This window comes from Kitasatospora sp. NPDC059088 (genome assembly GCF_042738155.1).
Classification (GTDB): Bacteria; Actinomycetota; Actinomycetes; order Streptomycetales; family Streptomycetaceae; genus Kitasatospora.
This window is the reverse complement of record NZ_JBHYGR010000022.1, coordinates 5,797-31,536: the sequence shown is the minus strand read 5'-3', so window position 1 is coordinate 31,536 and position 25,740 is coordinate 5,797. Positions and strand designations below refer to the sequence as shown.

At 73.8% G+C, this 25,740-nt stretch carries 25 protein-coding genes and 1 tRNA gene; 22 read left to right on the top strand and 4 right to left on the bottom strand.

Translation table 11 applies throughout. The features are described from left to right. The first annotated feature begins 231 nt into the window (after positions 1-231). Positions 232-2,463 carry a germacradienol/geosmin synthase gene (locus tag ACFWXO_RS12785; protein WP_380523665.1) on the top strand — a complete coding sequence of 744 codons (2,232 nt, stop codon included), beginning with the start codon at positions 232-234 and terminating at the stop codon, positions 2,461-2,463. 34 nt (positions 2,464-2,497) lie between these two features. On the opposite strand, the gene ACFWXO_RS12780 is transcribed toward ACFWXO_RS12785, so the two are convergent. Both ACFWXO_RS12780 and ACFWXO_RS12775 read right to left on the bottom strand, forming a co-directional pair. Further along, positions 2,498-2,872 carry a cupin domain-containing protein gene (locus tag ACFWXO_RS12780; RefSeq protein WP_380523663.1) on the bottom strand — a complete coding sequence of 125 codons (375 nt, stop codon included), beginning with the start codon at positions 2,870-2,872 and terminating at the stop codon, positions 2,498-2,500. A 48-nt stretch (positions 2,873-2,920) separates the two neighbouring features. After that, positions 2,921-3,367, bottom strand: coding sequence for an SsgA family sporulation/cell division regulator (locus ACFWXO_RS12775; RefSeq protein WP_380523661.1), 447 nt, complete (start codon positions 3,365-3,367; stop codon positions 2,921-2,923). Between the two features lie 282 nt (positions 3,368-3,649). Between ACFWXO_RS12775 and ACFWXO_RS12770 the strand changes: the two genes are divergently transcribed. The 21 genes from ACFWXO_RS12770 to ACFWXO_RS12670 all read left to right on the top strand — a co-directional run bounded on the left by ACFWXO_RS12770 (position 3,650) and on the right by ACFWXO_RS12670 (position 23,911). Continuing rightward, positions 3,650-4,126 (top strand): cupredoxin domain-containing protein, encoded by a 477-nt coding sequence (locus tag ACFWXO_RS12770; protein WP_380523659.1) that lies wholly within the window; start codon positions 3,650-3,652, stop codon positions 4,124-4,126. 6 nt (positions 4,127-4,132) lie between these two features. Continuing rightward, positions 4,133-4,582 carry a hypothetical protein gene (locus ACFWXO_RS12765; protein WP_380523657.1) on the top strand — a complete coding sequence of 150 codons (450 nt, stop codon included), beginning with the start codon at positions 4,133-4,135 and terminating at the stop codon, positions 4,580-4,582. A gap of 137 nt (positions 4,583-4,719) precedes the next feature. Beyond that, positions 4,720-6,411: an enoyl-CoA hydratase-related protein gene (locus ACFWXO_RS12760; RefSeq protein ID WP_380523655.1), complete on the top strand. Its 1,692-nt coding sequence runs from the start codon at positions 4,720-4,722 to the stop codon at positions 6,409-6,411. Between the two features lie 134 nt (positions 6,412-6,545). Next, positions 6,546-7,592, top strand: a complete 1,047-nt coding sequence (locus ACFWXO_RS12755; protein ID WP_380523653.1) for a hydrogenase expression protein HypE — start codon at positions 6,546-6,548, stop codon at positions 7,590-7,592. A 116-nt stretch (positions 7,593-7,708) separates the two neighbouring features. After that, complete coding sequence (locus ACFWXO_RS12750; RefSeq protein WP_380523651.1) at positions 7,709-9,496, top strand: nickel-dependent hydrogenase large subunit; 1,788 nt, start codon at positions 7,709-7,711, stop codon at positions 9,494-9,496. Then, complete coding sequence (locus ACFWXO_RS12745; protein WP_380523649.1) at positions 9,493-9,960, top strand: thioredoxin; 468 nt, start codon at positions 9,493-9,495, stop codon at positions 9,958-9,960. The genes ACFWXO_RS12750 and ACFWXO_RS12745 overlap by 4 nt, the downstream gene beginning before the upstream one ends. Continuing rightward, complete coding sequence (locus ACFWXO_RS12740) at positions 9,957-10,604, top strand: DUF5947 family protein (RefSeq protein ID WP_380523647.1); 648 nt, start codon at positions 9,957-9,959, stop codon at positions 10,602-10,604. The genes ACFWXO_RS12745 and ACFWXO_RS12740 overlap by 4 nt, the downstream gene beginning before the upstream one ends. Continuing rightward, positions 10,601-11,245 (top strand): DUF6084 family protein, encoded by a 645-nt coding sequence (locus ACFWXO_RS12735; RefSeq protein WP_380523645.1) that lies wholly within the window; start codon positions 10,601-10,603, stop codon positions 11,243-11,245. The genes ACFWXO_RS12740 and ACFWXO_RS12735 overlap by 4 nt, the downstream gene beginning before the upstream one ends. Then, positions 11,242-12,624 carry a hypothetical protein gene (locus tag ACFWXO_RS12730; protein WP_380523643.1) on the top strand — a complete coding sequence of 461 codons (1,383 nt, stop codon included), beginning with the start codon at positions 11,242-11,244 and terminating at the stop codon, positions 12,622-12,624. Before ACFWXO_RS12735 ends, ACFWXO_RS12730 begins: the two co-directional genes overlap by 4 nt. Beyond that, positions 12,621-13,163: a hydrogenase maturation protease gene (locus ACFWXO_RS12725; protein WP_380523641.1), complete on the top strand. Its 543-nt coding sequence runs from the start codon at positions 12,621-12,623 to the stop codon at positions 13,161-13,163. The genes ACFWXO_RS12730 and ACFWXO_RS12725 overlap by 4 nt, the downstream gene beginning before the upstream one ends. Beyond that, a complete protein-coding gene (locus tag ACFWXO_RS12720) occupies positions 13,157-13,261 on the top strand; it encodes a DUF6893 family small protein (RefSeq protein WP_380397724.1) in 105 nt (34 codons plus the stop codon). The genes ACFWXO_RS12725 and ACFWXO_RS12720 overlap by 7 nt, the downstream gene beginning before the upstream one ends. 116 nt (positions 13,262-13,377) lie before the next feature. Beyond that, positions 13,378-13,758: a hydrogenase maturation nickel metallochaperone HypA gene (gene hypA / locus ACFWXO_RS12715; protein ID WP_380523639.1), complete on the top strand. Its 381-nt coding sequence runs from the start codon at positions 13,378-13,380 to the stop codon at positions 13,756-13,758. A 5-nt stretch (positions 13,759-13,763) separates the two neighbouring features. Next, positions 13,764-14,588, top strand: coding sequence for a hydrogenase nickel incorporation protein HypB (gene hypB, locus ACFWXO_RS12710; RefSeq protein WP_380523636.1), 825 nt, complete (start codon positions 13,764-13,766; stop codon positions 14,586-14,588). After that, on the top strand, positions 14,585-16,906 hold the full coding sequence (gene hypF / locus ACFWXO_RS12705; RefSeq protein ID WP_380523634.1) for a carbamoyltransferase HypF: 2,322 nt from the start codon (positions 14,585-14,587) through the stop codon (positions 16,904-16,906). The genes hypB and hypF overlap by 4 nt, the downstream gene beginning before the upstream one ends. Before the next feature lie 6 nt (positions 16,907-16,912). Then, a complete protein-coding gene (locus ACFWXO_RS12700; RefSeq protein WP_380523632.1) occupies positions 16,913-17,206 on the top strand; it encodes a HypC/HybG/HupF family hydrogenase formation chaperone in 294 nt (97 codons plus the stop codon). After that, positions 17,203-18,345 (top strand): hydrogenase formation protein HypD, encoded by a 1,143-nt coding sequence (gene hypD, locus ACFWXO_RS12695; RefSeq protein WP_380523629.1) that lies wholly within the window; start codon positions 17,203-17,205, stop codon positions 18,343-18,345. Before ACFWXO_RS12700 ends, hypD begins: the two co-directional genes overlap by 4 nt. 13 nt (positions 18,346-18,358) lie before the next feature. Continuing rightward, on the top strand, positions 18,359-19,441 hold the full coding sequence (gene hypE / locus ACFWXO_RS12690; RefSeq protein ID WP_380523760.1) for a hydrogenase expression/formation protein HypE: 1,083 nt from the start codon (positions 18,359-18,361) through the stop codon (positions 19,439-19,441). Between the two features lie 102 nt (positions 19,442-19,543). After that, positions 19,544-19,617: transfer RNA gene (locus ACFWXO_RS12685), tRNA-Met, on the top strand. Positions 19,618-19,833: 216 nt separating this feature from the next. Next, positions 19,834-20,250, top strand: a complete 417-nt coding sequence (locus ACFWXO_RS12680) for a peptidase inhibitor family I36 protein (protein ID WP_380397735.1) — start codon at positions 19,834-19,836, stop codon at positions 20,248-20,250. 218 nt (positions 20,251-20,468) lie between these two features. Next, the gene (locus ACFWXO_RS12675; protein ID WP_380523626.1) at positions 20,469-22,151 is read left to right on the top strand and encodes a phospholipase; all 1,683 of its coding nucleotides are present in this window, start codon (positions 20,469-20,471) and stop codon (positions 22,149-22,151) included. 86 nt (positions 22,152-22,237) lie between these two features. Then, positions 22,238-23,911 carry a DUF885 domain-containing protein gene (locus tag ACFWXO_RS12670; protein ID WP_380523624.1) on the top strand — a complete coding sequence of 558 codons (1,674 nt, stop codon included), beginning with the start codon at positions 22,238-22,240 and terminating at the stop codon, positions 23,909-23,911. Between the two features lie 16 nt (positions 23,912-23,927). On the opposite strand, the gene ACFWXO_RS12665 is transcribed toward ACFWXO_RS12670, so the two are convergent. Next, a complete protein-coding gene (locus ACFWXO_RS12665; RefSeq protein ID WP_380523622.1) occupies positions 23,928-24,605 on the bottom strand; it encodes a hypothetical protein in 678 nt (225 codons plus the stop codon). Positions 24,606-25,040: 435 nt separating this feature from the next. Next, positions 25,041-25,538: a DUF3592 domain-containing protein gene (locus ACFWXO_RS12660; protein ID WP_380523620.1), complete on the bottom strand. Its 498-nt coding sequence runs from the start codon at positions 25,536-25,538 to the stop codon at positions 25,041-25,043. Positions 25,539-25,740 lie beyond the last annotated feature (202 nt).

Sequence of the window (25,740 nt, the reverse complement as noted above, 5' to 3'; positions counted from 1 at the left end):
GGCTGTCTCCAGTGCTACGGATGTCGCGGCGCCCCGGGTCGGACTGCGCCCGATGGCTTGCGCTGTCAATTTTTCACCAGCTGAAACAATCGCCACGACGCTAGGCCTGAAAGGTTGAGCTTGTCAAGTAACTCTGCGGAGGCGCCGAGGGGCCGGAGCGCCGCGGTGACCGGGCCCGGCAGGGGTCGTTGAGCAGGGGCCGGACGTCCCCGCGAGAAAGCGTGCAGCCACGTGCCCCAGCCCTTCGAACTCCCCGCCTTCTACCTGCCGTACCCCGCCCGCCTCAACCCCCGGCTGGAGGAGGCGCGCGAGCACTCCCGGCAGTGGGCCCGGCAGATGGGCATGCTGGAGGGCTCGGGCATCTGGGAGCAGCGGGACCTCGACGCCCACGACTACCCGCTGCTGTGCGCCTACACCCACCCGGACTGCGACGGGCCCGAACTGTCGCTGATCACCGACTGGTACGTCTGGGTGTTCTTCTTCGACGACCACTTCCTGGAGACCTTCAAGCGCACCCAGGACCGGGCCGGTGGCAAGGCCTACCTGGACCGGCTGCCCGCCTTCATGCCGCTGAACCTCCCCTTCTCGATGCCCGAGCCGCGGAACCCGGTCGAGGCGGGCCTCGCCGACCTCTGGCTGCGCACCGTCCCCGGCACCTCGCGGGAGTGGCGCGAACGCTTCGCGCTGAGCACCGAGCACCTGCTCGACGAGTCGATCTGGGAGCTGTCGAACATCGACATCGGCCGGATCCCCAACCCGGTCGAGTACATCGAGATGCGCCGCAAGGTGGGCGGCGCGCCCTGGTCCGCCGGGCTGGTGGAGCACGCGGCGGGTGCCGAGGTCCCGGCGTCGGTCGCCGGCACCCGGCCGGTGCGGGTGCTCCGGGACGCCTTCTCGGACGCGGTGCACCTGCGCAACGACCTGTTCTCCTACCAGCGCGAGACCGAGGAGGAGGGCGAACTGAGCAACGGCGTCCTGGTGCTGGAGACCTTCCTCGACATCTCCACCCAGGAGGCGGCCGACCGGGTCAACGACCTGCTGACCTCCCGGCTCCAGCAGTTCGAGGACACCGCGCTCACCGAACTGCCCCCGCTGTTCGCCGACCACGGCCTCGGCCCGGAGGAGGCGGCCCGGGTGCTCGCGTACGTCAAGGGACTGCAGGACTGGCAGTCCGGCGGGCACGAGTGGCACCTGCGGTCCAGCCGCTACATGAACGGCGGGGGCATGAACGGCGGGGGCGTGAACGGCTCCGGCCCGCAGGGGAGTTCGGTGCTCCCGCTGGGCGGCCTCGGCACCTCGGCGATGGACCTCGAGCGGCTGGGGGCCGCGACCGGCGCGCAGCGCGTACGGAACTTCTCCTTCGTCCCGCACCGGCGCACCGGGCCGTCCCTGGTGCCCGCACTCCGGTCCCCGGGCGAGGTACGGGCCAGCCCGCACCTGGCGCAGGCCCGACAGGCGTCGCTGGAGTGGGCCGAACGGATGGGCATGCTCGCCCCCGGACCGCGCACCGGCGGCCGGCCGGTCTGGAGCGAACGGACCCTCGCCCGCGCCGACTTCGGCCTGCTGGGCGCCCTCACCCTGCCGGACCTCGGCGCCGAGCAGCTGGCCGCCGCCGTCGGCTTCATCACCTGGGGCTGCTACGGCGACGACCACTTCGACGCCGCCTACGGGCAGCCGCGCGACCTGGCCGGGGCCAAACTGGCCGCCGCCCGCCTGCTGGCGCTCACCGCACCGGGCCAGGCCGCACCCGTCGCCCCCGCGGACGCGCTGGAGCGCGGGCTCGCCGACCTCTGGTCCCGGCTCGCCGAGCACCTGCCGCCCGCCGCGCAGGACACCGTCCGAGGCGTCCTGACGGACCTGCTGGAGGGCTGGGTGACGGAGGTCGCCAACCTGGCCCACCACCGCATCCCCGACCCGGTCGACTTCCTGGAGGTGCGTCGGCAGACCGTCGGCGGGGAGTTCTTCACCACGATCCCCGGCCTGCTGCGCGGTGAGGCGCTCCCGCCCGAGGTCCGGGCCAGCGGCACGATGCGGGCCGTGGAACTCGCGGCGGTCGACCACTCCGCCCTGGTCAACGACCTGTACTCGTACCAGCGGGAGATCGAGTTCGAGGGCGACTTCCACAACTCCGCGCTGGTCGCGGAGCACTTCTTCGACTGCGGCTACCGGGAGGCGGCGCACGTCGTCGCCGACCTCGCGGAGGCCCGGCTGGACCAGTTCGAACACCTGGTGGCCGCCGAACTGCCCGTCCTCTGCGAGGACTTCCGGCTCGGTGCCGCCGCCCGGCAGGCCGTCGACGAGCACGTCCGCCACCTGCGGGCCTTCCTGGCCGGCAATCTGGACTGGCACGGCCGCAGCGGCCGCTTCACGGAGGCCGAACTGCGCCGCCACCACGGCCACGAGCTGCGGGGGCCGACCGGCCTCGGCACCTCGGCCACCCGGCTCCCGCTGCCGGCCCGCTGATCCGGCGGCCGCCCGCACCGGGCGCCGGGCGCGGCTACCCGGCCGGTGCGGGACGCACGGTGAGGCCGGGCCGGCGGCGGTGGACGGTGAGGTAGACCAGGCCGTCCTCGCCCGCACCGACCGCCCGCCGCGCGCCGTGCGGCAGCCAAGCGGTGCAGCCGGGGGAGAGCAACTGCCGGCCGTTGGCCGTCTCCAGGTGGCCGCTGCCGTCGAGCACCTGGACGAGGACGTCGAGGTCCGGCTCCACATGGGCCGCGACCTCGGCGTTCGCCGGCAGGCGGACGATGTTGGCGTCGAGCTGGCGGCCCTCCTCCTGCAACCGCCACAGCGCCCCGCCGCGGTCGGCGGGGGCCCGGTGCAGCAGGGACTCCAGGTGGGTGAGCACACCTGGTCCGGGGTGGGACGTCAACGCGGTCTCCTGCGGGCGAGCGGGGGTGAGGGGATCGGCCCGTGGATTCTACGGAGGATCACCGGGCGTCCCTCGGTCGGCGGCGAGCAGCCGGTCGAGGGCCGTGTCGACGTCCAGGTGGTGGGACTCCGCCCCGGCGGGCACCAGCGCGAAGCAGTCCGAGAGGAACGCCGTGACGAGGTCCTCCGGGGCGCTCACCACGGCCCGGCCGACCGGCCCCAGAAGGGTGATCAGCACCTCGCCCGCCGCCCCCGGGCGGATCCGCACGTCCCCGCTGCCGACCGGGCCGAGCCGCCCCTCGTTGAGCAGTTCGCGGCTGAAGTACCAGCACACCCGGGCGGCGTCGCCGGTGCACCGGCACGGGGTCAGCGGGAACGCCAGGCAGGCCGCGTACGGGAGGCTCGCGTCGAAGCGGAGCTCGGCCTCGACCGGGACGTCGGGCGCCGGGCCGTCGGGGAAGGTGACGGGCACCGGGCGGACGGTGGACAACTGCATCGGTTCGGCCTCCTGCGATCGCGACCCGCCGGACCGGGGCGGCCCGCCGTACCCGGGGGCGCCTACCCGGTGCGCCGGCCGGCAGCGGGCGGGGGAGGAATCTGCACAATTCCCCCGCATCGCCGGGGCGTCGGGCATCCGTACGGGGCCCTCGCATTCACTCACACGGATGAAACGGTGGGCTGTCCGGCGTCCTCGGCGTAGCCGCGACCGGCCCGTGGCGGCGGAGGCTGGGAAGCGCGCCGCTCCCGCCGCCGCACCCCTCCCGAACGGAGCCCGTCCGTGACCAGCCCCCGGCCCCTCCAGGCAGCCGCCGCGCTGCTGCTCTCCGCCGCCCTCGCCGCCTGCTCCAGCTCCGGCAGCCCGTCGAACGGCAGCCCGTCGACCGGCACCACCTCGAACGGCGCGCCCTCGTCCGCGGTCACCAGCCCCGCGCAGGTCAGCAGCGCCGCCACCAGCCCGGCGCAGAGCAGCGGTGCCGCGACCACTCCCGCGCAGGGCAGCACCGGCGCCCTCCAGGTCATCATCAAGAACTTCGCCTTCTCCCCCGCGACCCTGACGGTGAAGGCCGGCCAGACCGTCACCGTGATGAACCAGGACTCCACCGCCCACACCCTGACGGCCTCCGACAAGTCCTTCGACACCGGGACGATCCAGCCCGGCGCCAGTGCCACCTTCACCGCCCCGCAGCAGACCGGCGACCACCCGTACATCTGCACCATCCACCCGTTCATGCACGGCACCCTCACCGTCGGCTGACCGGCCGTGGCCCCCCGCACGCACGCCCGCCCCCGCGACGGACGCCGACCCGTCGAACTCCTGCTGTGCCTGGTGGCCGTCGCCGGGCTCGCCGTGGACGCGGCCGTCCACGCCCGGCTCGCCGACCGGTACGACGCCATCGGCGACAGCATCACCCAGGGCACGCTGTTCCGGGCCGAGGCCGCCGCCGCCAGCCTCGCCGCGCTGCTCCTGCTGCTCGGGCGCCGCCGGTCCGCCGTCCTGTTCGGCTGGCTGGTCGCGGCCTCCGGCCTCGGCGCCCTGCTGCTCTACCGCTACGTCGACGTCGGCACCCTCGGACCGCTGCCGAACATGTACGAGCCGATCTGGTTCGCCGACAAGACCCTGGCCGCCTGGGCCGAGGGCATCGCCACGGCGGCGCTCACCGCCCTGCTGCTGCTCGGCCTGCGCCGCCGCCGAGGCCAGGAACCCGCCTGAGCGGGAGCGGGCGCGCCCGGGCGGTGCCCCCGCCGCTCGGGTGAACGGGCGGCGCGGCGGGGGCGACGGGCCCGGAGGCGGATCGGGCGGAGGCGATGATCGCCGGAATCCCCGGGCCCTCACCGTCGGAGGCGGACATGCGGATCCTGCTCCTCGCCAGCGCGTTCAACAGCCTCAGCCAGCGGCTGCACGCCGAACTGCGCGACCGCGGCCACCGCGTCGACGTCCAACTGGCGTGTGACGACGAGGAGTTGCTGGCGACGGTGGCCCGGCTGCGGCCGGATCTGGTGCTCGCGCCGATGCTCCGCAGCGCGATCCCGCGCACGCTCTGGGAGCAGCTCACCTGCCTGGTCGTCCACCCCGGCCCGCCGGGCGACCGCGGCCCGTCCTCGCTGGACCGGGCGGTCCAGGAGGGCCGCACCGCATGGGGCGTCACGGTGCTCCAGGCCGAGGCGGAGATGGACGCCGGACCGGTCTGGGCCTGGGCGCCCTGCCGGCTGCCGGAGCGCGGCAAGAGCGACCTCTACCGCAACGAGGTCGCCGACGCCGCCGTCACGGCCGCGCTGCTCGCCGTGGAACGCTTCGCCTCCGGAAGCCACGCCCCGCAGCCGCAGCACGGCCCCGGCTGGCACGGGACGGTGCGCACCCGGCCGCCGCTGCGCCAGGCGGAGCGCCGGATCGACTGGACGGCCGACCCCACCGAGGAGGTGCTGCGCCGGCTGCGCGCCGCGGACTCCCGCCCCGGGGTGCTGGACGTGCTGTGCGGCGCCGAGTGGTACCTGCACGGCGGCCACCGGGAGCCGCTGCTGCGCGGCCGCCCGGGCGAGCTGCTCGCCACCCGGGCCGGCGCGGTGTGCCGGGCCACCCCGGACGGAGCAGTGTGGCTCCCCGAACTGCGCCGCCGCCGCACGCCGGGCGGGCCCGCGACAATCAAGCTCCCGGCGGTGACGGCGCTCGGCGCCCTGCTGCCGCCCCTGCCGGAGCACCCGGCGCCGCTGACGGCGGACGAGGGCGAGCACCCGGGCTGGTCGGACCTGGGCTACCACGAGGACGGCCCGGTGGGCTTCCTGCGGTTCTCCTTCCCCGGCGGGGCGATGTCCGCCGAGCACTGCCGCCGACTGCTGGCCGCGTACCGCTTCGCGCTCGGCCGCCCGACCACGGTGCTGGTGCTCGGCGGCGGCCGGGACTTCTTCTCCAACGGCATCCACCTCAACGTGATCGAGGCCGCGCCGGACCCGGCCGCCGAGTCCTGGGCGAACATCACCGCGATGGACGACCTGGTGGCCGAGGTGCTCACCACCACCGACCGGCTGGTGGTCGCGGCCGTCGGCGGGAACGCCGCGGCCGGCGGGGTGATGCTGGCGCTGGCCGCCGACGAGGTGTGGTGCCGGGCCGGCTCGGTGCTCAACCCGCACTACCGGCTGATGGGGCTGCACGGCTCGGAGTACTGGACGTACACCCTGCCGCGCCGGGTGGGCGCGGCGCAGGCGGAGCGGCTGACCGGGCGGGCCCTGCCGGTGTCCGCCGCGGCCGCCGAGCGGATCGGCCTGGTCGACCGGCTGCTCGACGCCGGGCCGGAGGAGTTCGGGGCGCACACGGCCCGGCTGGCGGGGCTGCTGGCCGCCTCGCCGTCCGTCCACCGGCGGATCGCGGCGAAGAAGGCGGCGCGCGAGGCCGACGAGCGGAGGAAGCCGCTGGCGGCGTACCGGGCGGAGGAGCTCGCGGTGATGCGCCGGCAGTTCTTCACACCCGAATCGCCGTACCACGCGCTGCGGTCCGCGTTCGTGCGCAAGCAGCCGGTGCCCGCCGGGCTCCGCGCCGAGCCGTGACCCGAACGGCCGCGCCCGGCTTGCGCGTGCCGGGCGGTCCCGCCGGGTCGGTGGACCGGCGGAAGGCCCGAAGCGTTGCTATGACTGGGTCCGAGCCATTTTCGTCCGGCTCCCATCCCCGAGGAGGCATCCTCATGGGTGCTGCAACAACCGACACCGACGTGGTGCACATTCTCTGGATCAACGCCGGCCTCAGCTGTGACGGGGACTCCGTCTCGCTGACCGCCGCGATGCAGCCGAGCATCGAGGAGATCGTCACCGGCGCGCTGCCCGGTCTGCCGAAGATCGCGGTGCACTGGCCGCTGATCGACTTCGAGTGCGGGCCGGTCCAGGGCGCCGACAACTTCGTCGAGTGGTTCTTCAAGGCCGACCGCGGCGAGCTCGAACCCTTCGTGCTGGTCGTCGAGGGGTCGATCCCCAACGAGAAGATCAAGAAGGAGGGTTACTGGTGCGGCTTCGGTGACGACCCCGCCACCGGCCAGCCCATCACCACCAGTGAGTGGCTGGACCGGCTCGCCTCCAAGGCGACCGCCGTGGTGGCGATCGGGACCTGCGCCACGTACGGCGGCATCCACGCGATGGCCGGCAACCCGACCGGCGCGATGGGCGTGCCGGACTACCTCGGCTGGGACTGGAAGTCCAAGGCCGGGCTGCCGATCGTCTGCGTGCCGGGCTGCCCGATCCAGCCCGACAACTTCGCCGAGACGCTCACCTACCTGCTGTACCAACTGGCGGGCTCGGCGCCGATGATCCCGCTGGACGACAAGCTGCGGCCCGCCTGGCTGTTCGGCGCCACCGTGCACGAGGGCTGCGACCGCGGCGGGTACTACGAGCAGGGCCAGTTCGCCACCGACTACGGCACCCCCGAGTGCCTGGTGCGGCTCGGCTGCTGGGGCCCCGTCGTCAAGTGCAACGTCACCAAGCGCGGCTGGATCAACGGCGTCGGCGGCTGCCCGAACGTCGGCGGCATCTGCATCGCCTGCACCATGCCGGGCTTCCCCGACAAGTTCATGCCCTTCATGGACCCGCCGCCCGGATCGCGCGTCTCGACGGGTGCCAGTGCCGCGTACGGCGCGCTGATCCGCCGGCTGCGCGCGATCACCCAGAAGACCGTCGACAAGGAACCGAAGTGGCGCCGCACCGGGCGTCACCTGACCACGGGCTACCGCCCGCCCTGGTGACGGGGGAGGGCCGCACACCCCCCCGGTGTGCGGCCCGCGTCGGCCACCGCCCGGTCCGTCGAACCCCGCCGACCCCGCCGAACCCGTAGACCCCTAGACAAGGACACCCAGAGACGATGGCAACACCGATGACCAGGGCGGCCGGCGACGGCAGCGGCCTGACCGAGATGTCGTGGGACCCGATCACCCGGATCGTGGGCAGCCTGGGCATCCACACGAAGATCGACTTCAAGCAGAAGCGGGTCGCGGAGTGCTACAGCACCTCGTCGGTCTTCCGCGGCTACAGCGTCTTCATGCGCGGCAAGGACCCGCGCGACGCCCACTTCATCACCAGCCGGATCTGCGGGATCTGCGGCGACAACCACGCCACCTGCTCGGTCTACGCCCAGAACATGGCGTACGGCGTGAAGCCCCCGCACCTGGGGGAGTGGATCATCAACCTCGGCGAGGCGGCCGAGTACATGTTCGACCACAACATCTTCCAGGAGAACCTGGTCGGGGTCGACTACTGCGAGAAGATGGTCCGCGAGACCAACCCCGGCGTCCTGGAACTGGCCGAGCGCACCGAGGCCCCGCACGCCGGCGACCACGGCTACAAGACCATCGCCGACATCATGCGCTCGCTCAACCCGATCGAGGGCGAGTTCTACCGCGAGGCGCTCCAGGTCAGCCGCTACACCCGGGAGATGTTCTGCCTGATGGAGGGCCGCCACGTGCACCCCTCCACGCTCTACCCGGGCGGCGTCGGCACCGTCGCCACCGTGCAGCTGTTCACCGACTACCTGACCCGGCTGATGCGCTACGTCGAGTTCATGAAGAAGGTCGTGCCGCTGCACGACGACCTCTTCGACTTCTTCTACCAGGCCCTGCCCGGCTACGAGGAGGTCGGCCGGCGCCGGGTGCTGCTCGGCTGCTGGGGCAGCCTCAACGACCCGGACCACTGCGACTTCACGTACCGCAACATGACGGACTGGGGGCGGCGGATGTTCGTCACCCCCGGCGTCGTGGTCGACGGCAAGCTGGTCACCAACGACCTCACCGAGATCAACCTCGGCATCCGGATCCTGCTCGGCAGCTCCTACTACGAGGACTGGCAGGGCAAGGAACTGTTCGTCACCCACGACCCGCTGGGCAACCCCGTCGACCCCCGGCACCCGTGGAACCAGCACACCATCCCGCAGCCGCAGAAGCGCAACTTCGACGACAAGTACAGCTGGGTGATGTCCCCGCGCTGGTTCGACGGCAAGGAGCACCTCGCCCTCGACACCGGCGGCGGCCCGATCGCCCGGCTGTGGTCCACCGCGCTGTCCGGCCTGGTCGACATCGGCTACATCAAGGCCACCGGCCACAGCGTCCGGATCAACCTGCCCCGCTCGATGACCAAGCCCGAGGTCACCTTCGAGTGGAAGATCCCGCAGTGGAGCAACGCCATCGAGCGCAACCGCGCCCGCACCTACTTCCAGGCCTACGCGGCCGCCGCCGCCCTGCACTTCGCCGAGAAGGCGCTCGAAGAGGTCCGCGCCGGGCGCACCCAGACCTGGGAGCGCTTCGAGGTGCCGGACGAGTCGATCGGCTGCGGCTTCACCGAGGCCGTGCGCGGCGTGCTCTCGCACCACATGGTGATCCGCGACGGCAAGATCGCCAACTACCACCCGTACCCGCCCACCCCGTGGAACGCCAGCGTGCGCGACAGCTACGGCACCCCCGGCCCGTACGAGGACGCGGTGCAGAACACGCCGATCTTCGAGGAGAACTCCCCGGAGAACTTCAAGGGCATCGACATCATGCGCGCCGTGCGCAGCTTCGACCCCTGTCTGCCCTGCGGCGTGCACATGTACGTCGGCAACGGCCGCACCCTCAAGACCATGCACGTCCCCACCGGCCTGAGCGGGCTCACCGCATGACGGCCGAGCAGACCGGGCAGCGGATCCAGCAGGCCCTGGACGCCCTGGCCGGCAGCGACGCCGAACAGGCCGGCGAGCAACTCGTCCGCGAGCTCATGGATTTCTACGGCGAGGGCCTGGCCCGACTGGTCCCCGCGCTGCCCCCGCCCGCCCTGGAACGGATGCTGGACGACCCGGCGGTGGCCGGACTGCTGCTCCTGCACGACCTCCACCCCGAGGACGTCACCGCCCGGATCGACCGGGCGCTCGCCAACCTGCCCGAGCGGATCGAGGTGCTCGGCTTCGCCCCGGAGACCGGCACCCTGCGGCTGCGCCGCACCGCCTCCGGGTGCGGCTGCGGCGAGCAGGAGGTGGAGGCCGCCCTCGCCTGCCACGCCCCCGAGGTGACGGCCCTGGACCTGGAGCGCGCCCCCCAGCTGCTCCAGATCGGCACTCGCCCGCCCCAGCCCGCGGAGGCGCGATGAACACCCGGAGGGTCTCCCGCGACGGGACCGCCCTGCTGCGCCGGCTGCGCGAGCCGGCGCCCCCGCGGCCCGAGCAGTGCGGCCTCTGCGGCCACGACCTGCCGCCCGGCCACCGCCACCTGGTGGACGTCGAGGAACGCTCCCTGGCCTGCACCTGCACCGCCTGCGGCCTGCTGTTCCAGCAGCACGGCGCGGCCGGCGGCCGCTACCGCACGGTGCCGGACCGCTACCTGCACGATCCGGACGGCGCGGTGGACGAGCGGGTCTGGTCGGTGCTCGGCGTCCCGGTCGGCACCGTCTTCCTGTTCCGCAACGCCGTGCTGGACCGGTTGCTCGCCTTCTACCCCGGCCCGGCCGGCGCCACCGAGAGCGAGGTCGACGAGGAGGCCTGGCAGCGCGCCCTCGGCAGCAGCCGGCTGGCCGCCGCCCTGGAACCGGACGTCGAGGCGCTGCTGCTGCGCCGCACCGACGGCCGGGTCGCCTGCTACCTGGTGCCGATCGACGTCTGCTACGAGCTGGTCGGCCGGCTCCGCCGGTGCTGGCACGGCTTCGACGGCGGCGCCGAGGCCCGGGCCGAACTCGACGCCTTCTTCGGCCGGTTGGCCCTCCGGGCCCGCCCGTTGACCGCGGCGGTGACGGCATGACGAAGCTCGGCTTCGCCTGCACCGGCGTGCGCTCCGACCCGTACGCGGCCGGGCCCACGCTGGTGTTCCGGCTGCGGATCACCGGGCCCGCCGACACCCGGGTGCACGCCCTGGCCCTGCAGTGCCAGCTGCGGATCGAACCCGCCCGCCGGCCCTACGGCGAGGCCGAGGGGGAGCGGCTGGGCGACCTGTTCGGGGGGCGGGAGCGCTGGGGGAGCACGCTCAACCCGATCCAGTTCGCCACCGTGCCGCTGCTGGTGCCCGGCTTCACCGGCGAGACCGAGGCCGACCTCGTGGTGCCGTGCAGCTACGACCTGGAGGTCGCCTGCGCCCGGTACTTCCGGGCCCTGGAGGGCGGTGAGGTGCCGTTGCTGCTGCTCTTCTCCGGCACCGCCTTCGCCGGCCCCGGCGGGTTCCAGGTCACCCCGGTGCCCTGGGACCAGGAGGCCCGGGTGCGGATGCCGGTCCGGGTCTGGCGGGAGGCCGTCGACCAGCACTTCCCCGGCTGCGGCTGGCTGCGACTGCCGGAGGACCTGATGGACGAGCTGCTCGCGCACCGCTCCCGGCGGGCGCTGCCCTCCTGGGAGGCGACGGTGCGCGACCTGCTCGCCACCGCGGCGGTGCGGGAGGGAGTCCGGTGAGCGGGTTCACGGTCGAGCTCCCCGAGGGGATCGAGCGCGGCTTCGCGGGCGCCCGGCAGATCGCCGACGCGGTGCTGCTGGAGGGCTACGTGCTCTACCCGTACCGCGCGTCCGCCGCCAAGAACCAACTGCGCTGGCAGTTCGGCGTGCTGGTGCCGCCCGAGTACACCCGGCAGGGCGGCGAGCACTCGCACCAGCGCACCGAGTGCGTCACGGAGGCGCGGCAGGGCGACCGGCTCGCGGTCGAGCTGCGGTTCCTGCGGGTCCAGCGGCGCACCGTCGAACGGGCCACCGACGGCAGCGGGTTCGAGCCGGTGGAACGGCTGGAGCTGGCCGACCGGGTGCTGGTCGAATGGGACGAGGGTGTCGAAGAGCGGATCGAACTGCTGGTGTCCGTCGAGGAGTTGACCGGTGCCGGGGTGCAGCGCGACTTCCGGCTGCCGGGCGTCGGCTCCACCGAGCTGGTGCACGAGCACGGCAGCGCCGTCGGCCGGCTGGTGCGGCGGCGCGAACAGGTCGACGGGCTGGTCCGGTTGCGGATGAAGGAACTGCCCGGCCCGTACCGGGCGCAGCGGCTGACCGCCGAGGTGGAGAACGTCTCCGCCTGGACACCGCGCCGCAAGGCCGGGCGGGAGGAGGCGCTGGCGCGCTCGCTGGTCTCCGCCCACCTGCTGCTCGGGCTGGAGCACGGCCGCTTCGTCTCGGTCACCGACCCGCCCGAGTGGGCCCGCCCGGCCGTCGAGCGGTGCCGCAACGACCGCACCTGGCCGGTGCTGGCCGGACCGGACGGCGGGTACCAGGTGATGCTCTCCTCGCCGATCATCCTGGAGGACCACCCGCGGATCGCCCCGGAGAGCCTCGGCACCCTCTACGACGCCACCGAGATCGACGAGATCCTGGCCCTGCGCACGGCGGCGCTGACCGAGGAGGAGAAGCGCGAGGCCCGGGGCACCGACGACCGGGCCGGGGCGGTGATCGACCTCGCCGAGTCCATGCCGCCCGAAGTGCTGGAACGGCTGCACGGCGCCGTCCGCGGCCTGCGCGAGATCACCGGCTCCGGGACGGACTCCGAACAGCCCTGGTGGGACCCCGGCAACGATCCGGCGGTCGACCCCGAGCGGGACAAGGTGCTGGTCGACGGCCGGCAGGTCGGCGCGGGCAGCCGGGTGCTGCTGCGGCCCGGGCGGCGGCGCACCGACGCCCAGGACCTCTTCCTGGACGGGCGCACCGCCCTCGTGGAAGCCGTGCTGCACGACGTCGACGGCTCGGTGCACCTCGCCGTCACGGTCGAGGACGACCCGGGCGCCGACCTGTGGCGGGCCCAGGGGCGGTTCCGCTACTTCCAGCCGGACGAGGTCACCCCGCTGGAGGAGTCGTGAGCGGCGGCGCGGTGCTGGTCGCCGGGGTCGGCAACATCTTCCTCGGCGACGACGGGTTCGGCGTGGAGGCCGTCCGGCGGCTGGCCGGCGTCGAGCTGCCGGACGGCGTCGAGGCGGTCGACGTCGGGGTGCGCGGCGTCGACCTCGCGTACCGGCTGCTCGACGGCTACCGGACGGCCGTGCTGGTGGACGCCACCTGCCGGGGCGGCCCGCCCGGCACCCTCTACCTCATCGAGGCGGCCGCCGAGCCGCTGGAGGCGCCCGCCCTGGACGGGCACCGGATGGGACCGGACGCCGTGCTCGGGCTGCTCGCCACGCTGGCCGCCGGCACCGGGGCCGAACCGCCCGGGCGGGTGCTGGTGGTCGGGTGCGAGCCGGCCTCGCTGGAGGAGGGCATCGGGCTGAGCGAGCCGGTGGCCTCCGCCGTGGACGGGGCCGTCCGGATGGTGCTGGCGGCCGTCGAGGAGGCGGTGCGGGCGGATGCGTCAAGTCCGGACCCGGTGAGTGCGGAGTCCGAGAGGAGGACAACACCATGCTGAGGAAACTGTTCTGCGCGGCCCTGCTGGCGGGGATCGGCGCACTGGTCTGGCAGAGCCTGCCGGACCTCAAGCGGTACCTGAGGATCTCGCGGATGTGAGCCGCGGATTGCTGCGAACGGTGCAGCCCCGGACCGGGTGGCGGCGCGGCTTCGAGCCGTCGCCGCCACCGCCCCCTGTAATGGGGCGCGTTGCCGCCCGCCGTGGGAAGGGACCGATGCACGAGATGTCGATCGCCGCCGCCGTGGTCGAGCAGGTGGACACGGCCGCGCGCGAACACCGGGCCCCCGGCGTGGCCCGGGTCCGGCTCCAGGTCGGCGAGTTGGCGGGCGTGGTGCCCGAAGCCCTCGACTTCTGCTTCGAACTCGCCTGCGCCGGAACGCTGGTGGAGGGCGCGGTGCTGGACACCGAGGCCGTCGAGGCACGCGCCCGCTGCTCGCCCTGCGCCGTCGAATGGGCCGTCGGCATGCCGCCGGACCTCGGCTGCCCGGACTGCCGCTCCGGCGTGGGCGTCGAGCTGCTCGCCGGGCGCGAGCTCCAGATCCTCGACGTCGAGTGGGCCGCCGGCCCCGGCGTCCCGGCCGAACAGAAAGGCTGAAACCGATGTGCCAGTCGGGCCACACGGTCGACCTCCGCCGGGCGGTGCTCGCCCGCAACGACGACAGCGCCCACGAGCTGCGGGCCGCGCTGACCGCCCGCGGGACGGTCGCCGTCAACCTGCTCTCCAGCCCCGGCAGCGGCAAGACCGCCCTGCTGGAAGCCGAGTTGGGGCTGGCCCGGCGGCGCGGGATCCCGGTCGCCGCGCTCACCGCCGACCTCGCCACCGAGAACGACGCGCTGCGGCTGGCCCGTTCGGGCGCACCGGTGAAGCAGGTGCTCACCGACGGGCTCTGCCACCTGGAGGCGCGGATGCTCGCCGGGCACCTGGACGGCTGGCTGCCGCAGGACTGCCGGCTGCTGTTCGTGGAGAACGTCGGCAACCTGGTCTGCCCGGCCTCCTACGACCTCGGGGAATCGCTGCGGGTCGTGCTCGCCTCGGTCACCGAGGGCGAGGACAAGCCGCTCAAGTACCCGACCGCGTTCGGGCTGGCCAACCTCGTGCTGGTGACCAAGGCGGACCTCGCCGCGGCGGCCGAGTTCGACGAGGCGGCGTTCCTGGCGAACGTCCAGCGGGTCAACCCCGGGGTGGAGGTGGTGCCCACCTCGGCCCGGACCGGGGACGGTGTGGGGGCGCTGCTGGACCGGGCGCTGGCGGTGCTGGACGGCGCCGTGCCGCACCGGCCGGTGATGGCGGCCGGGCAGGGCGAGCACGCCCACGCGGGGCAGGCGCACGCGGAGCACGCCCACGCGGGGCAGGCGCACGCGGAGCACTCCCACGCCGGGCACTCGCACGCGGAGCACTCGCACGCCGTGCCGGGGACGCCGTGACGGCGCTCGACCGCGAACGACGGCGGGTCGCCGTCCGGGGGTTGGTGCAGGGCGTCGGCTTCCGGCCCTTCGTCTTCGCGCTGGCCGGGGAACTCGGCCTGGCCGGCAGCGTCACCAACACCGGGGAGGGCGTCCTCGCCGAGGTCGAGGGCAGCCCGGCCGCCCTGGACGCCTTCTGCCGCCGGGTCGCCGCCGACGCCCCGCCGCTCGCCCAGGTCGCCTCCGTCGAGCACGCGCCGCTCGCCGCCACCGGCGCCACCGGATTCGCCATCACCCCCTCCCGCACCGACGGGCCCCGGGCCACCCTGATCCCGCCCGACGTCGCCGTCTGCGCCGACTGCCTGGCCGAACTCGCCGACCCCGCCGACCGGCGCCACCGGCACCCGTTCATCAGCTGCACCAACTGCGGCCCCCGGCACACCATCGTCACCGGCCTGCCGTACGACCGGGCCAACACCACGATGGCGGGCTTCCCGATGTGCGCGGACTGCGCCCGGGAGTACACCGACCCGGCCGACCGCCGCTTCCACGCCCAGCCCGTCGCCTGCCACGCCTGCGGGCCGCGGCTCACCCTCACCGTGCCCGGACGCGCCGACCTCGACGGTGAGGACGCGCTCGGCGAGGCCCGGCGGCTGCTCGCCGACGGGGCGGTCCTCGCCGTCAAGGGCATCGGCGGCTACCACCTGGCCTGCGACGCGCGCGACGCCGCGGCCGTCGCCCTGCTGCGGCGGCGCAAGCGGCGCGGCGACAAGCCCTTCGCGGTGATGGCCCGCGACCTCGCCACCGTCGAGGCGCTGACCACGGTCGGGCCGGTCGAACGGGAACTGCTCACCGGCGCCGTCCGGCCGATCGTCCTGCTGCGCCGCCCCGGGGGCTTCGCGGCGCAGCTCCCGGCGGTCGCCCCGGGCAGCCCCGACCTCGGGGTGATGCTCCCGTACACCCCGCTGCACCACCTGCTGCTCGCCGCCCCCGGGCCCGACCTGCTGGTGATGACCAGTGCCAACCTCTCCGGCGAGCCGATCGTCACCGACGACCGGCACGCGCTGAGCGCGCTCGCCCCGCTGGTCGACGGCTGGCTCGGCCACGACCGGCCGATCCACGTGCCCTGTGAGGACTCGGTGGTACGGGTGGTGGACGGCGAGCTGCTGCCGCTGCGCCGCTCGCGCGGGTACGCCCCGCTTCCGCTCCCGCTGCCGGTGCCCGTCCGGCCGGTGCTGGCGGTCGGCGGCGACCTCAAGAACACCTTCGCGCTCGCCCGCGACGGCTACGCCTGGCTGTCCGGCCACATCGGCGACATGGACGACCTGGCCACCCTGCGCGCCTTCGACCGGGCGGTGGGGCAACTAGGCCTGGTCAGCGGGGTGCGGCCCGAACTGCTGGTCGCCGACCGGCACCCCGGCTACCGCTCGCTGCACCACGCCGAGCGCACCGCCGCCGGCCGGCCGGTGCGCCGGGTGCAGCACCACCACGCCCACGTCGCCGCCGTGCTGGCCGAACACGGCCGGGACGGCGGGCGGCCGGTCCTCGGCATCGCCTTCGACGGGACCGGCTACGGCGAGGACGGCGCGATCTGGGGCGGTGAGGTGCTGCTGGCCGACTACGACGGGTACCGCCGGGTCGCCCACCTCGGCTACGTGCCGCTGCCGGGCGGCGATGCCGCGGTCGAGCGCCCGTACCGGGCGGCGCTCGCCCACCTGCGCGCCGCCGGGCTGCCCTGGGCGGCCGGGCTGCCGCCGGTGCTGGCCTGCCCGGAGGACGAACTGCGGCTGCTGGAACAGCAGTTGGATCGCGGCCTGAACTGCGTGCCGACCTCCAGCATGGGCCGGCTGTTCGACGCGGTGTCCTCGCTCGCCGGGGTCTGCCACCGGGCCGGGTACGAGGCCCAGGCGGCGATCGAACTGGAGGCGGCCGCAGTGGAGTTCGGCCCAGCGGAGACCGGCCCGGCGGCGGGCTACGCCTTCGGGCTGGCGGAGCGCGCGGGCGGCTGGACCGTCGAACCCGGGCCGGTGCTGGCCGGGGTGCTGGCGGACCTGGCGGCGGGCGCGCCGACCGGGCTGATCGCCGCCCGCTTCCACCGCGCGGTCGCCGGGGCCGTCCGGCGGGTCTGCGCGAACGTCCGCCGGGAGTACGGGATCTCGACGGTGGCGCTGAGTGGCGGGGTCTTCGCCAACGCGCTGCTCTCCTCGGCCTGCGCGAGCGGCCTGGGGGAGGACGGCTTCACCGTGCTGCGGCACCGCCGGGTGCCGCCCAACGACGGAGGGCTGGCGCTCGGCCAGCTGATGGTGGCCGGCCGGTCGTCGGCCGCCCGGGAGGAGTGACAGCGGATGTGTCTGGCGGTGCCCGGCAGGGTGACGGAGATCGAGGAACGCGACGGGACCAGGATGGCGGTGATGGACTTCGGCGGGGTGGTCAAGGACGTCTGCCTGGAGTACCTGCCCGACCTGGCGGTGGGGGAGTACGCCATCGTCCACGTGGGGTTCGCGTTGCAGCGCCTGGACGAGGAGTCGGCCCGGCGGACCCTGGGGCTGTTCGAGGAACTCGGGCTGCTGCAGGAGGAGTTCGGCGATCCGTGGGAGGCTGCGGGCAACCCCGCGGCGGTCGAGGAGGCGGGACGGTGAAGTACCTGGAGGAGTTCCGCAACCCCGAGCTGGCCGAGGGCCTGCTCGCCGACATCAGGGCGACGGTCACCCGGCCGTGGGCGCTGATGGAGGTGTGCGGCGGCCAGACGCACAGCATCATCCGGCACGCCATCGACCAACTCCTTCCGGAAGAGGTCGAGTTGATCCACGGGCCGGGGTGCCCGGTGTGCGTCACCCCGCTGGAGGTGATCGACCGGGCGCTGGCCATCGCCGCCCGCCCCGGGGTGATCTTCTGCTCCTTCGGCGACATGCTGCGGGTGCCCGGCACCGACCGCGACCTGTTCCGGGTCCGGGGCGAGGGCGGCGACGTCCGGGTGGTGTACTCGCCGCTCGACGCGCTGCGGATCGCCCGGGAGAACCCGGACCGGGAGGTGGTCTTCTTCGGCATCGGCTTCGAGACCACCGCCCCGCCGAACGCGATGGCCGTCCACCTGGCCCGCAAGCAGGGCCTGCGCAACTTCAGCATGCTGGTCTCGCACGTCCGGGTGCCCCCGGCGATCGAGGCGATCATGGATTCGCCGGAGTGCCGGGTCCAGGCCTTCCTGGCCGCCGGGCACGTGTGCAGCGTGATGGGCACCGAGGAGTACCCCGAGCTGGCCGAGCGCCACCGGGTCCCGATCGTCGTCACCGGCTTCGAGCCGCTCGACATCCTGGAAGGGATCCGGCGCACCGTACGGCAGTTGGAGCGCGGCGAGCACACCGTCGACAACGCCTACCCGCGGGCCGTCCGCCCCGAGGGCAACCCGGCGGCCCGCGCCATGCTGGAGGACGTCTTCGAGGTGACCGACCGGGCCTGGCGCGGCATCGGCGTCATCCCGCAGAGCGGCTGGCGGCTCTCCCCGCGCTACCGGGACCACGACGCCGAGCTCCGCTTCGACGTCGGGGGCGTCCGGACCAGCGAACCCGCCGCGTGCCGGGCCGGCGAGGTGCTCCAGGGGCTGCTCAAGCCCCACGAGTGCGAGGCCTTCGGCACCGTCTGCACCCCGCGCACCCCGCTCGGCGCCACCATGGTCTCCAGCGAGGGGGCCTGCGCCGCGTACTACCTCTACCGGCGGCTGAGCACGCCGACCGGGCCGAGCACGCCGAGCCCCGTCCAGGAGGCGAGCCCCGTTGGCTGACACCGACCTGCTCATCGAAGCGTCCGGCGGCGTCGGTGCGGCCGGTGTGCCGGACCTCTCCGGCTGGAGCTGCCCGCTGCCGCTGCGCGACCACCCCCGGGTGGTGATGGGGCACGGCGGCGGTGGGGCGATGTCCGCCGAGCTGGTGGAGAACATCTTCGCCCCCGCCTACGGCAGCCGGGCGCTGGCCGGTCTCGGCGACTCCGCCGTGCTCGAACTGGGCGGCGCCCGGCTGGCGTTCTCCACCGACTCCTACGTGGTGCGGCCGCTGTTCTTCCCCGGTGGCTGCATCGGCGACCTCGCCGTCAACGGCACCGTCAACGACCTGGCCATGAGCGGGGCCCGGGCGGCCTACCTGTCCTGCGGCTTCATCCTGGAGGAGGGGGTGGAGCTGGCCGTGGTGGACCGGGTGGCCCGGGCGCTCGGCGCGGCCGCCCGCACCGCCGGGGTGGAGGTGGCCACCGGCGACACCAAGGTGGTCGAGGCCGGGCACGGCGACGGCGTCTACCTGAACACCGCCGGCATCGGGCTCGTCCCGGCCGGGGTCGACATCCGGCCGCAGCGGGCCCGCCCGGGCGACGTGGTGATCGTCAGCGGGCCGATCGGGCTGCACGGGGTGGCGATCATGAGCGTCCGGGAGGGGCTGGAGTTCGGGGTCGAGGTGCGCAGCGACTGCGCGGCGCTCGGCGGTCTGGTGGAAGCCATGCTCGGGGCGACCCTCGACCTGCACGTGCTGCGGGACCCCACCCGGGGCGGGCTGGCGGCGGCGCTCAACGAGATCGCGGCGGCGGCCGGGGTGGGCGTGGTAGTGAGCGAACGCGCTGTCCCCGTTCCGGACCCGGTGGCCAACGCCTGCGCGATCCTGGGCCTGGACCCGATGTACATCGCCAACGAGGGCAAGTTGGTGGCCTTCGTCCCGCGCACCGAGGCGGACGCCGTGCTCGCCGCGATGCGGGCCCACCCGCTGGGCGCGGAGGCGGTGGTGATCGGCGAGTGCGTCGAGGACCACCCCGGGATGGTCGTCGCCCGCACCGGCTTCGGCGGCACCCGGGTGGTGGACCTGCCGCTGGGCGAGCAGCTCCCGCGGATCTGCTGACGGCGCCGGTCGTGTCTCCACCGGCGTCCGGCCGGCGCGACGGGCCCCTCGGGAAACCGATTTCCGTTTTCGCCCGGCCGTGGTCTATGGTGGAGACATCGACGCGGGGTGGAGCAGCTCGGTAGCTCGCTGGGCTCATAACCCAGAGGTCGCAGGTTCAAATCCTGTCCCCGCTACTCAGTAGGAGCCGGGGTCGGCGCACTTGGTGCGTCGGCCCCGGCTTTTTTGCGTCCGGGGGCGGTGCCGGGCCGAGAAGTCCACACAAGCGGAGGCGTCGGCACTTCTGGCGGGGCGGGGCCGATCGTGCGAGCCTTGCGCGGGTTCGGCCGGGGGTCCGCTCAGGGCCGTCGGCCGCCGGTTCGTCGGGCACCGTGGACTTCCAGGGGGACGCAATGCGGATCAGGATCGGACGCCGTACGGCCGAGGTCGCCGCCGTGGTGGCGTTGACGCTCGGAGCGACGGGCATGGCGACGGGGGGTGCGTCGGCCGCGTCCCAGCCGACCGGGGCGGAGGCCTGCCCGAGCGGGAACGTGTGCCTCTACTTCCACTCGCCGCAGTACGGCTGGGGCGCGTGGGAGAACTGGTCGGTCGGGCAGACCGTCGACCTGCGCAGCGCCCACTTCGGCCACTGGGGCAACAACGGCGCCGGCTGGGGGCAGACCGTGGCGGACAACGCCGCCTCGCTGGTCAACAACACCGGGCAGACGGTGGCCGTGGTCGCGGACGACGGGACCTGGGACTACTACCGGGCGGGCTACTCCGACGTGCTCGACTACACCTACAACAAGGACGCCCAGCTCTGGAGTTGACCGGACCTTGGCACGGGAGGCCCCCGCACCGGATCGGTGCGGGGGCCTCTTTGCCTTCGGCGGCTGAGTGGCCATCAGGGTGAGGTGGCGTGAAGTCGGTTGGTGTGCGGTCGAGTTGCCGGCATTGATGGGACCCTGACAGCAGATTTGGTTACTTTAGGGTAATTTAAGGGTGTCGTCCGGGTGAACGTCCCCGGCCTCGCAAGAAGGACTCGTACGTGCTCTCTCCTCACTCCCGCCGCTCCGGCCGCCGTCTGGCCGGCACCGCGCTGGCCCTCGCCGCCGCCGTCGGTGCGCTGCCCGTCGCTCCCGCCTTCGCCGACCTGGCCCCGGTGCCTACGTCGACCGTTCCGGCCGTGCCGGCCTCGCCCGCCGATGCCACTCCGTACCTGGACGCGGTGGAGCGGACGCTGCGTCAGGTGTCGCCCGGGCTGGAGGGAACGGTCTGGCAGCGGACGGCCGGCAACCGCCTCGACGCACCGGCCGGGAACCCGGGCGGGTGGCTGCTGCAGACGCCGGGCTGCTGGGGCGACGCCTCCTGCACCGAGCGGACCGGCACCGAGCAGCTGCTCGACAAGATGCGGGAGAACATCGGACGGGCCACCCGGACCGTCGACATATCAACTCTCGCCCCGTTCCCGGACGGTGCGTTCCAGGACGCCATCGCCGACGGCCTCAAGGCCTCGGTGGCCGCCGGGAACACCCCGCACGTGCGGGTCCTCGCCGGCGCCGCGCCGCTGCTCAACATCACCGCGCTGCCCTCCAAGTACCGGGACGACCTGGTGGCCCGGCTCGGCAGCGCCGCCGGCCGCGTCACCATCGAGGTCGCCTCGATGACCACCGCGAAGACCGCGTTCTCCTGGAACCACTCCAAGTTGCTGGTGGTGGACGGGCAGAGCGTCATCACCGGCGGCATCAACAACTGGAAGGGCGACTACCTCGACACCGCCCACCCGGTCACCGACGTCGACCTCGCGCTCAGCGGCCCGGCCGCCGCCTCCGCCGGTGCGTACCTGGACACCCTGTGGGACTGGACCTGCCGCAACACCGGGGTCCTCTCGGCCGCGTGGTACGCCTCCACCAACGGCGCGAGCTGCACCCCCGACCTGGAGAAGCGCCGCAACCCGGCGGTCGGGCAGGTGCCCGCCACCGGAAACGTCCCGGTGATCGCGATCGGCGGCCTCGGCGTCGGGATCACCGACGAGGACCCCGCCTCCGACTACCGCCCCGACCGGACGGCCCGGCCCGCCGACGTCAAGTGCGGCCCGATCGGCCTGCCCGACCGCACCAACGACGACCGCGACTACGAGACGGTCAACCCCGAGGAGAACGCGCTGCGCGCCCTGATCGCGGGCGCCACCGGCCGGATCGACATCTCCCAGCAGGACGTCACCGGCACCTGCCCGCCGATGCCCCGCTACGACGCCCGGCTCTTCGACCTGCTCGCGGGCAAGCTCGCCGACGGGGTCAAGGTCCGCATCGTGGTCAGCGACCCCGGCAACCGCGGCGCGGTCGGCAGCGGCGGCTACTCGCAGATCAAGTCCCTGAACGAGATCAGCGACACCCTCGCGGCCCGGCTCGCCGCCCGCCTCGGCGACCCGGCGCAGGCCCGGACCGCGATGTGCCGCAACCTCCAACTCGCCCCGTTCCGGGCCTCCTCCGCCCCGACCTGGGCCGACGGCCACCCGTACGCGCTGCACCACAAGCTGGTCTCGGTCGACGGCTCCGCCTTCTTCATCGGCTCCAAGAACCTCTACCCGGCCTGGCTCCAGGACTTCGGCTACGTCGTGGAGAACCGCACCGCCGCCGCGCAGCTGGACCAGCAGCTGCTCGCCCCGCAGTGGCAGTACTCGCAGGCCGCCGCGACCTTCGACTACAGCCGCGGTCTCTGCCAGGGCTGAGCCCGCAGCGCCTCGCCGAGCCGCCGTCGGAGCCTCCTGCCCAGGCGCCCTGGACGGCGGCTCGGCCGCTGCGCCAGCATGGGGGCATGCCCCAGACGCCGGAGTCCGCCCGCAGCATCGCCGACAGGTACGTCGCCCAGGTCGCGGCACTCGACCCGGCGACCTCGACCAGACTCGGTCTGCACCCGGAGGACGACCGGCAGCCGGACCTGTCGCCGGAGGGCTTCGAGGCGCTCGCCGAACTCGGGCGGCGGACGCTGGCCGCGCTCGACGACGCCGCGCCCCCGGACGGAGCCGCCGACCGGGACTGCGCCCGGCTGCTGCGGGAGCGGCTCACCGCCGAACTCGCCGTGCACGAGGCCGGGGACCACCTCCGCCAACTGCGCAACGTCAACTCCCCGCTGCACAAGGTGCGGGGCGTGTTCACGATGATGCCCACCGAGACCGACGAGCAGTGGGCGGCCGTCGCCGGCCGGCTGCGCAACGTGCCCGGAGCGCTGGACGGCTACCGCGCCACCCTGATCGAGGGCATCGCCCGGGGACTGCTGAGCGCACCCCGGCAGGCCCGCGCGACCATCGCCCAACTGGACGCCTGGACCGGCCGCTCCGGCGGCGGGAGCTGGTTCAACGGCTTCACCGCGGCCGGGCCCGCCCGGCTGCGCCCCGAACTGGACGCCGCCGCCGACCGTGCCACCGCCGCCACCGCGGCCTTCCGCGACTGGCTGCACGGCACCTACCTGCCCGCCGCCGACGGCACCCCGGACGCCGTCGGCCGCGAGCGCTACCTGCGCTCCGCCCGCTGGGCCAACGGCGCCGACATCGACCCGGCCGAGGCGTACGCCTGGGCCTGGGAGGAGTTCCACCGCACGGTCGCCGAGATGCGCACCGAGGCGGACCGCATCCTCCCCGGAGCCGGCCCCCGGGCCGCCATGGACCACCTCAACCGGCACGGCCACACCGTCGAGGGCGAGGAGAACGTCCGCGCCTGGCTCCAGCAGGTCGTCGACGAGGCGATCGACGCTCTCGACGGCACCCACTTCGACATCTCCGGCCCGCTGCGCCGGGTCGAGACCAGGATCGCGCCGCCCGGCAGCTCGGGCGCGCCCTACTACAACGGCCCCAGCCTGGACTTCCGCCGCCCCGGCCGCACCTACCTGCCCACCCTCGGCCGGCGGACCTTCCCGACCTGGCAGCTCGTCAGCACCTGGTACCACGAGGGCGTCCCCGGCCACCACCTCCAGACCGCCCGCTGGACCGCCTGCGCCGACCGGCTCAGCAGCTACCAGATCACCCTCGGCGCGGTCAGCGCCGACAAGGAGGGCTGGGCGCTGTACGCCGAGCGCCTGATGGACGAACTGGGCTTCCTCACCGACCCCGCCCGGCGGCTCGGCTACCTGGACAAGCAGATGCTCCGGATCATCCGCGTGATCGTGGACCTGGGCATGCACCTGGAACTCGCCGTCCCCGCCGACAGCGGCTTCCACCCCGGCGAACGCTGGACCCCGGAACTCGCCACCGCGTTCATGGCCGCCCACCACGGCAGCGAACTCCCGCGCCGCAGCAGCGAGATCGACCGCTACCTGGGCTGGCCCGGCCAGGCCATCGGCTACAAGCTGGGCGAACGCGTCTGGCTGCGGGGCCGCGAGGAGGCCCGCCGCCGCCAGGGCGCCGCCTTCGACCTCCGGGCCTGGCACGGCACCGTCCTCGCCCAGGGCTCGCTCGGCCTGGACGCCCTGGCGGCCCGCCTCGCCGAGGCGTAGGGGGCCGGCCCCTGCCTCAGAACTGGCTGCGGCGCAGGGCGTCGGTGAGCATGAGGGCCGAGATCACGTGGTGCGCCTGTTCGGAGACGGTGTACGGGACGCTGCCGCCCTGCTTCGTGGCCAGGTCCTTCCAGGAGGTGAGGGGGAGGGAGGTGAGGGAGTTGCGGTCGTCCGGGGTGGCGGCGTCGAAGGGGGCGGGGCCGGGGGCGGTGACACCGAGCTGGGCGAGCAGCGGGGCGAGTTGGGCGGGGTCGTTCTGGGTGTAGAGGCGGGCGACCTTGGTGCCGGAGCTGCCGCGCGCGGCCCAGGCGGCCACCTGGGTCAGCGGCGGGAGGGTCGCGGACACCAGGTCGGCGTGCGGGTCGAAGAGGTAGGCCTCCTGGAGGGTGTCCAGGTAGAGGGGGTGGGCCTGGTTGGCGGCGTTGCCGAGGAAGCAGGTCAGGGCCGCGTGGCCGCTGCTGAAGGAGGCCATGCCGAGCCGGCCGATCGCTCCGAACTGGAAGTTGCCCCTGCGCCGGAACATGAAGGCCTGGATCTCCGGCAGGTACTCCTGGAGGAAGGCTGCGTCGGCGAAGGAGCCGATCTCGTTGCAGGGGTTGCCGTCGGCCCGCATCAGCGGGAGGACCAGCACGACGTTCCGCCCCGAGGCCGCGAGCTGGAGGCCGAGGCCCTTGGCGGACGGATTGGTGAGCAAGGGGTCGTTGATGTACTGGAGGTACTTGAGCAGGCCGTGGAACTGGTAGTCCCAGCCGAAGGGGTACGTGCTGCCGGTCGTCGGGTCGTGGCGGTCCCGGGGGTCGTTGTAGAACTTCGGGGAGTTCTGGTTCAGGCCGGCCCGGAAATAGTGCGCCAGGGGTGCCAGCCGCCGTCGAAGGCCCGGTGCCGTACGGTGCCGTCGTCCGCGCCGACGCAGAGGTGGAGTCTGCCGTGCCCTGGCGAACAGACGGCCAGGGCCCGTGCCGGGTGGGTGGGCATCGGGCGCCCCCAGCGGATGGACGCAGCGGATGGACGCAGCGCAGGGATGCGGTGTGCCGGTCGGCGGGGCGGAGGTCCGGCCCGCCAACTCGCGGTGGTTCCAGGCTATTCCCGGTTCGGGTACGCATCAATTCGGCCCGGGTGGGAGCGGTGGTCACCTGGGGCTGGACGACGGTCGGGTCACCCGGCGGTAGGCGAGATGGACCGCGAGGCCCAGGAGGGTCATGACGACCGAGGCGACCAGTGCGACCACGTCGACCGCGTTCCGGGTCAGTGAGTTCCAGAAGCCGATGCTCGACGCGAGGGCGGCGACGTCGGTGTGCTGAGGGTCGTACACCACCGTCACGGTGTCACTGGGCTTGACGGTGCCGGTGACGTAGGCCAGTTGGGTCTCGACGGATGTCCCCTGGGGAGTCGTGAACCGTACCCTGCAGTGGGAGTTGCCCGCCGGGTTGTCCTGGGGGTTGCTCACTTCGGCGCATTCGGTGACGACCGCCAGGGTGTGGAGGCCTCGACTGCGGAGATCCGAGGTCACACCCATGTCGTGCGGTATCAGATAGGCCAGACTGAGGACGAACAGCAGGACCCCCAGGCCGATCATCGCGAGCGAAGCGTTCCGCACGGTCCGGCCGTGGTCCCGCTCGTTCTCCATCGATCCCCCTGGATTTCGGCTCGACTGTCCACACGCGCTCACGCTAGCCGCACCCGCCGACAGAGAGGCGCGGCGAGCTTCGGCTCGTCGCCCCTCATGTGGTGTGCCCGGCATGGGCGGTGGGTCGTGGTGCTGCCGGGGGGGGTGGGGCGGGGGGGGGGGCGCCGGCGGGCGGGCGGGGGGGGGCGGGCGGGGGGTCGGC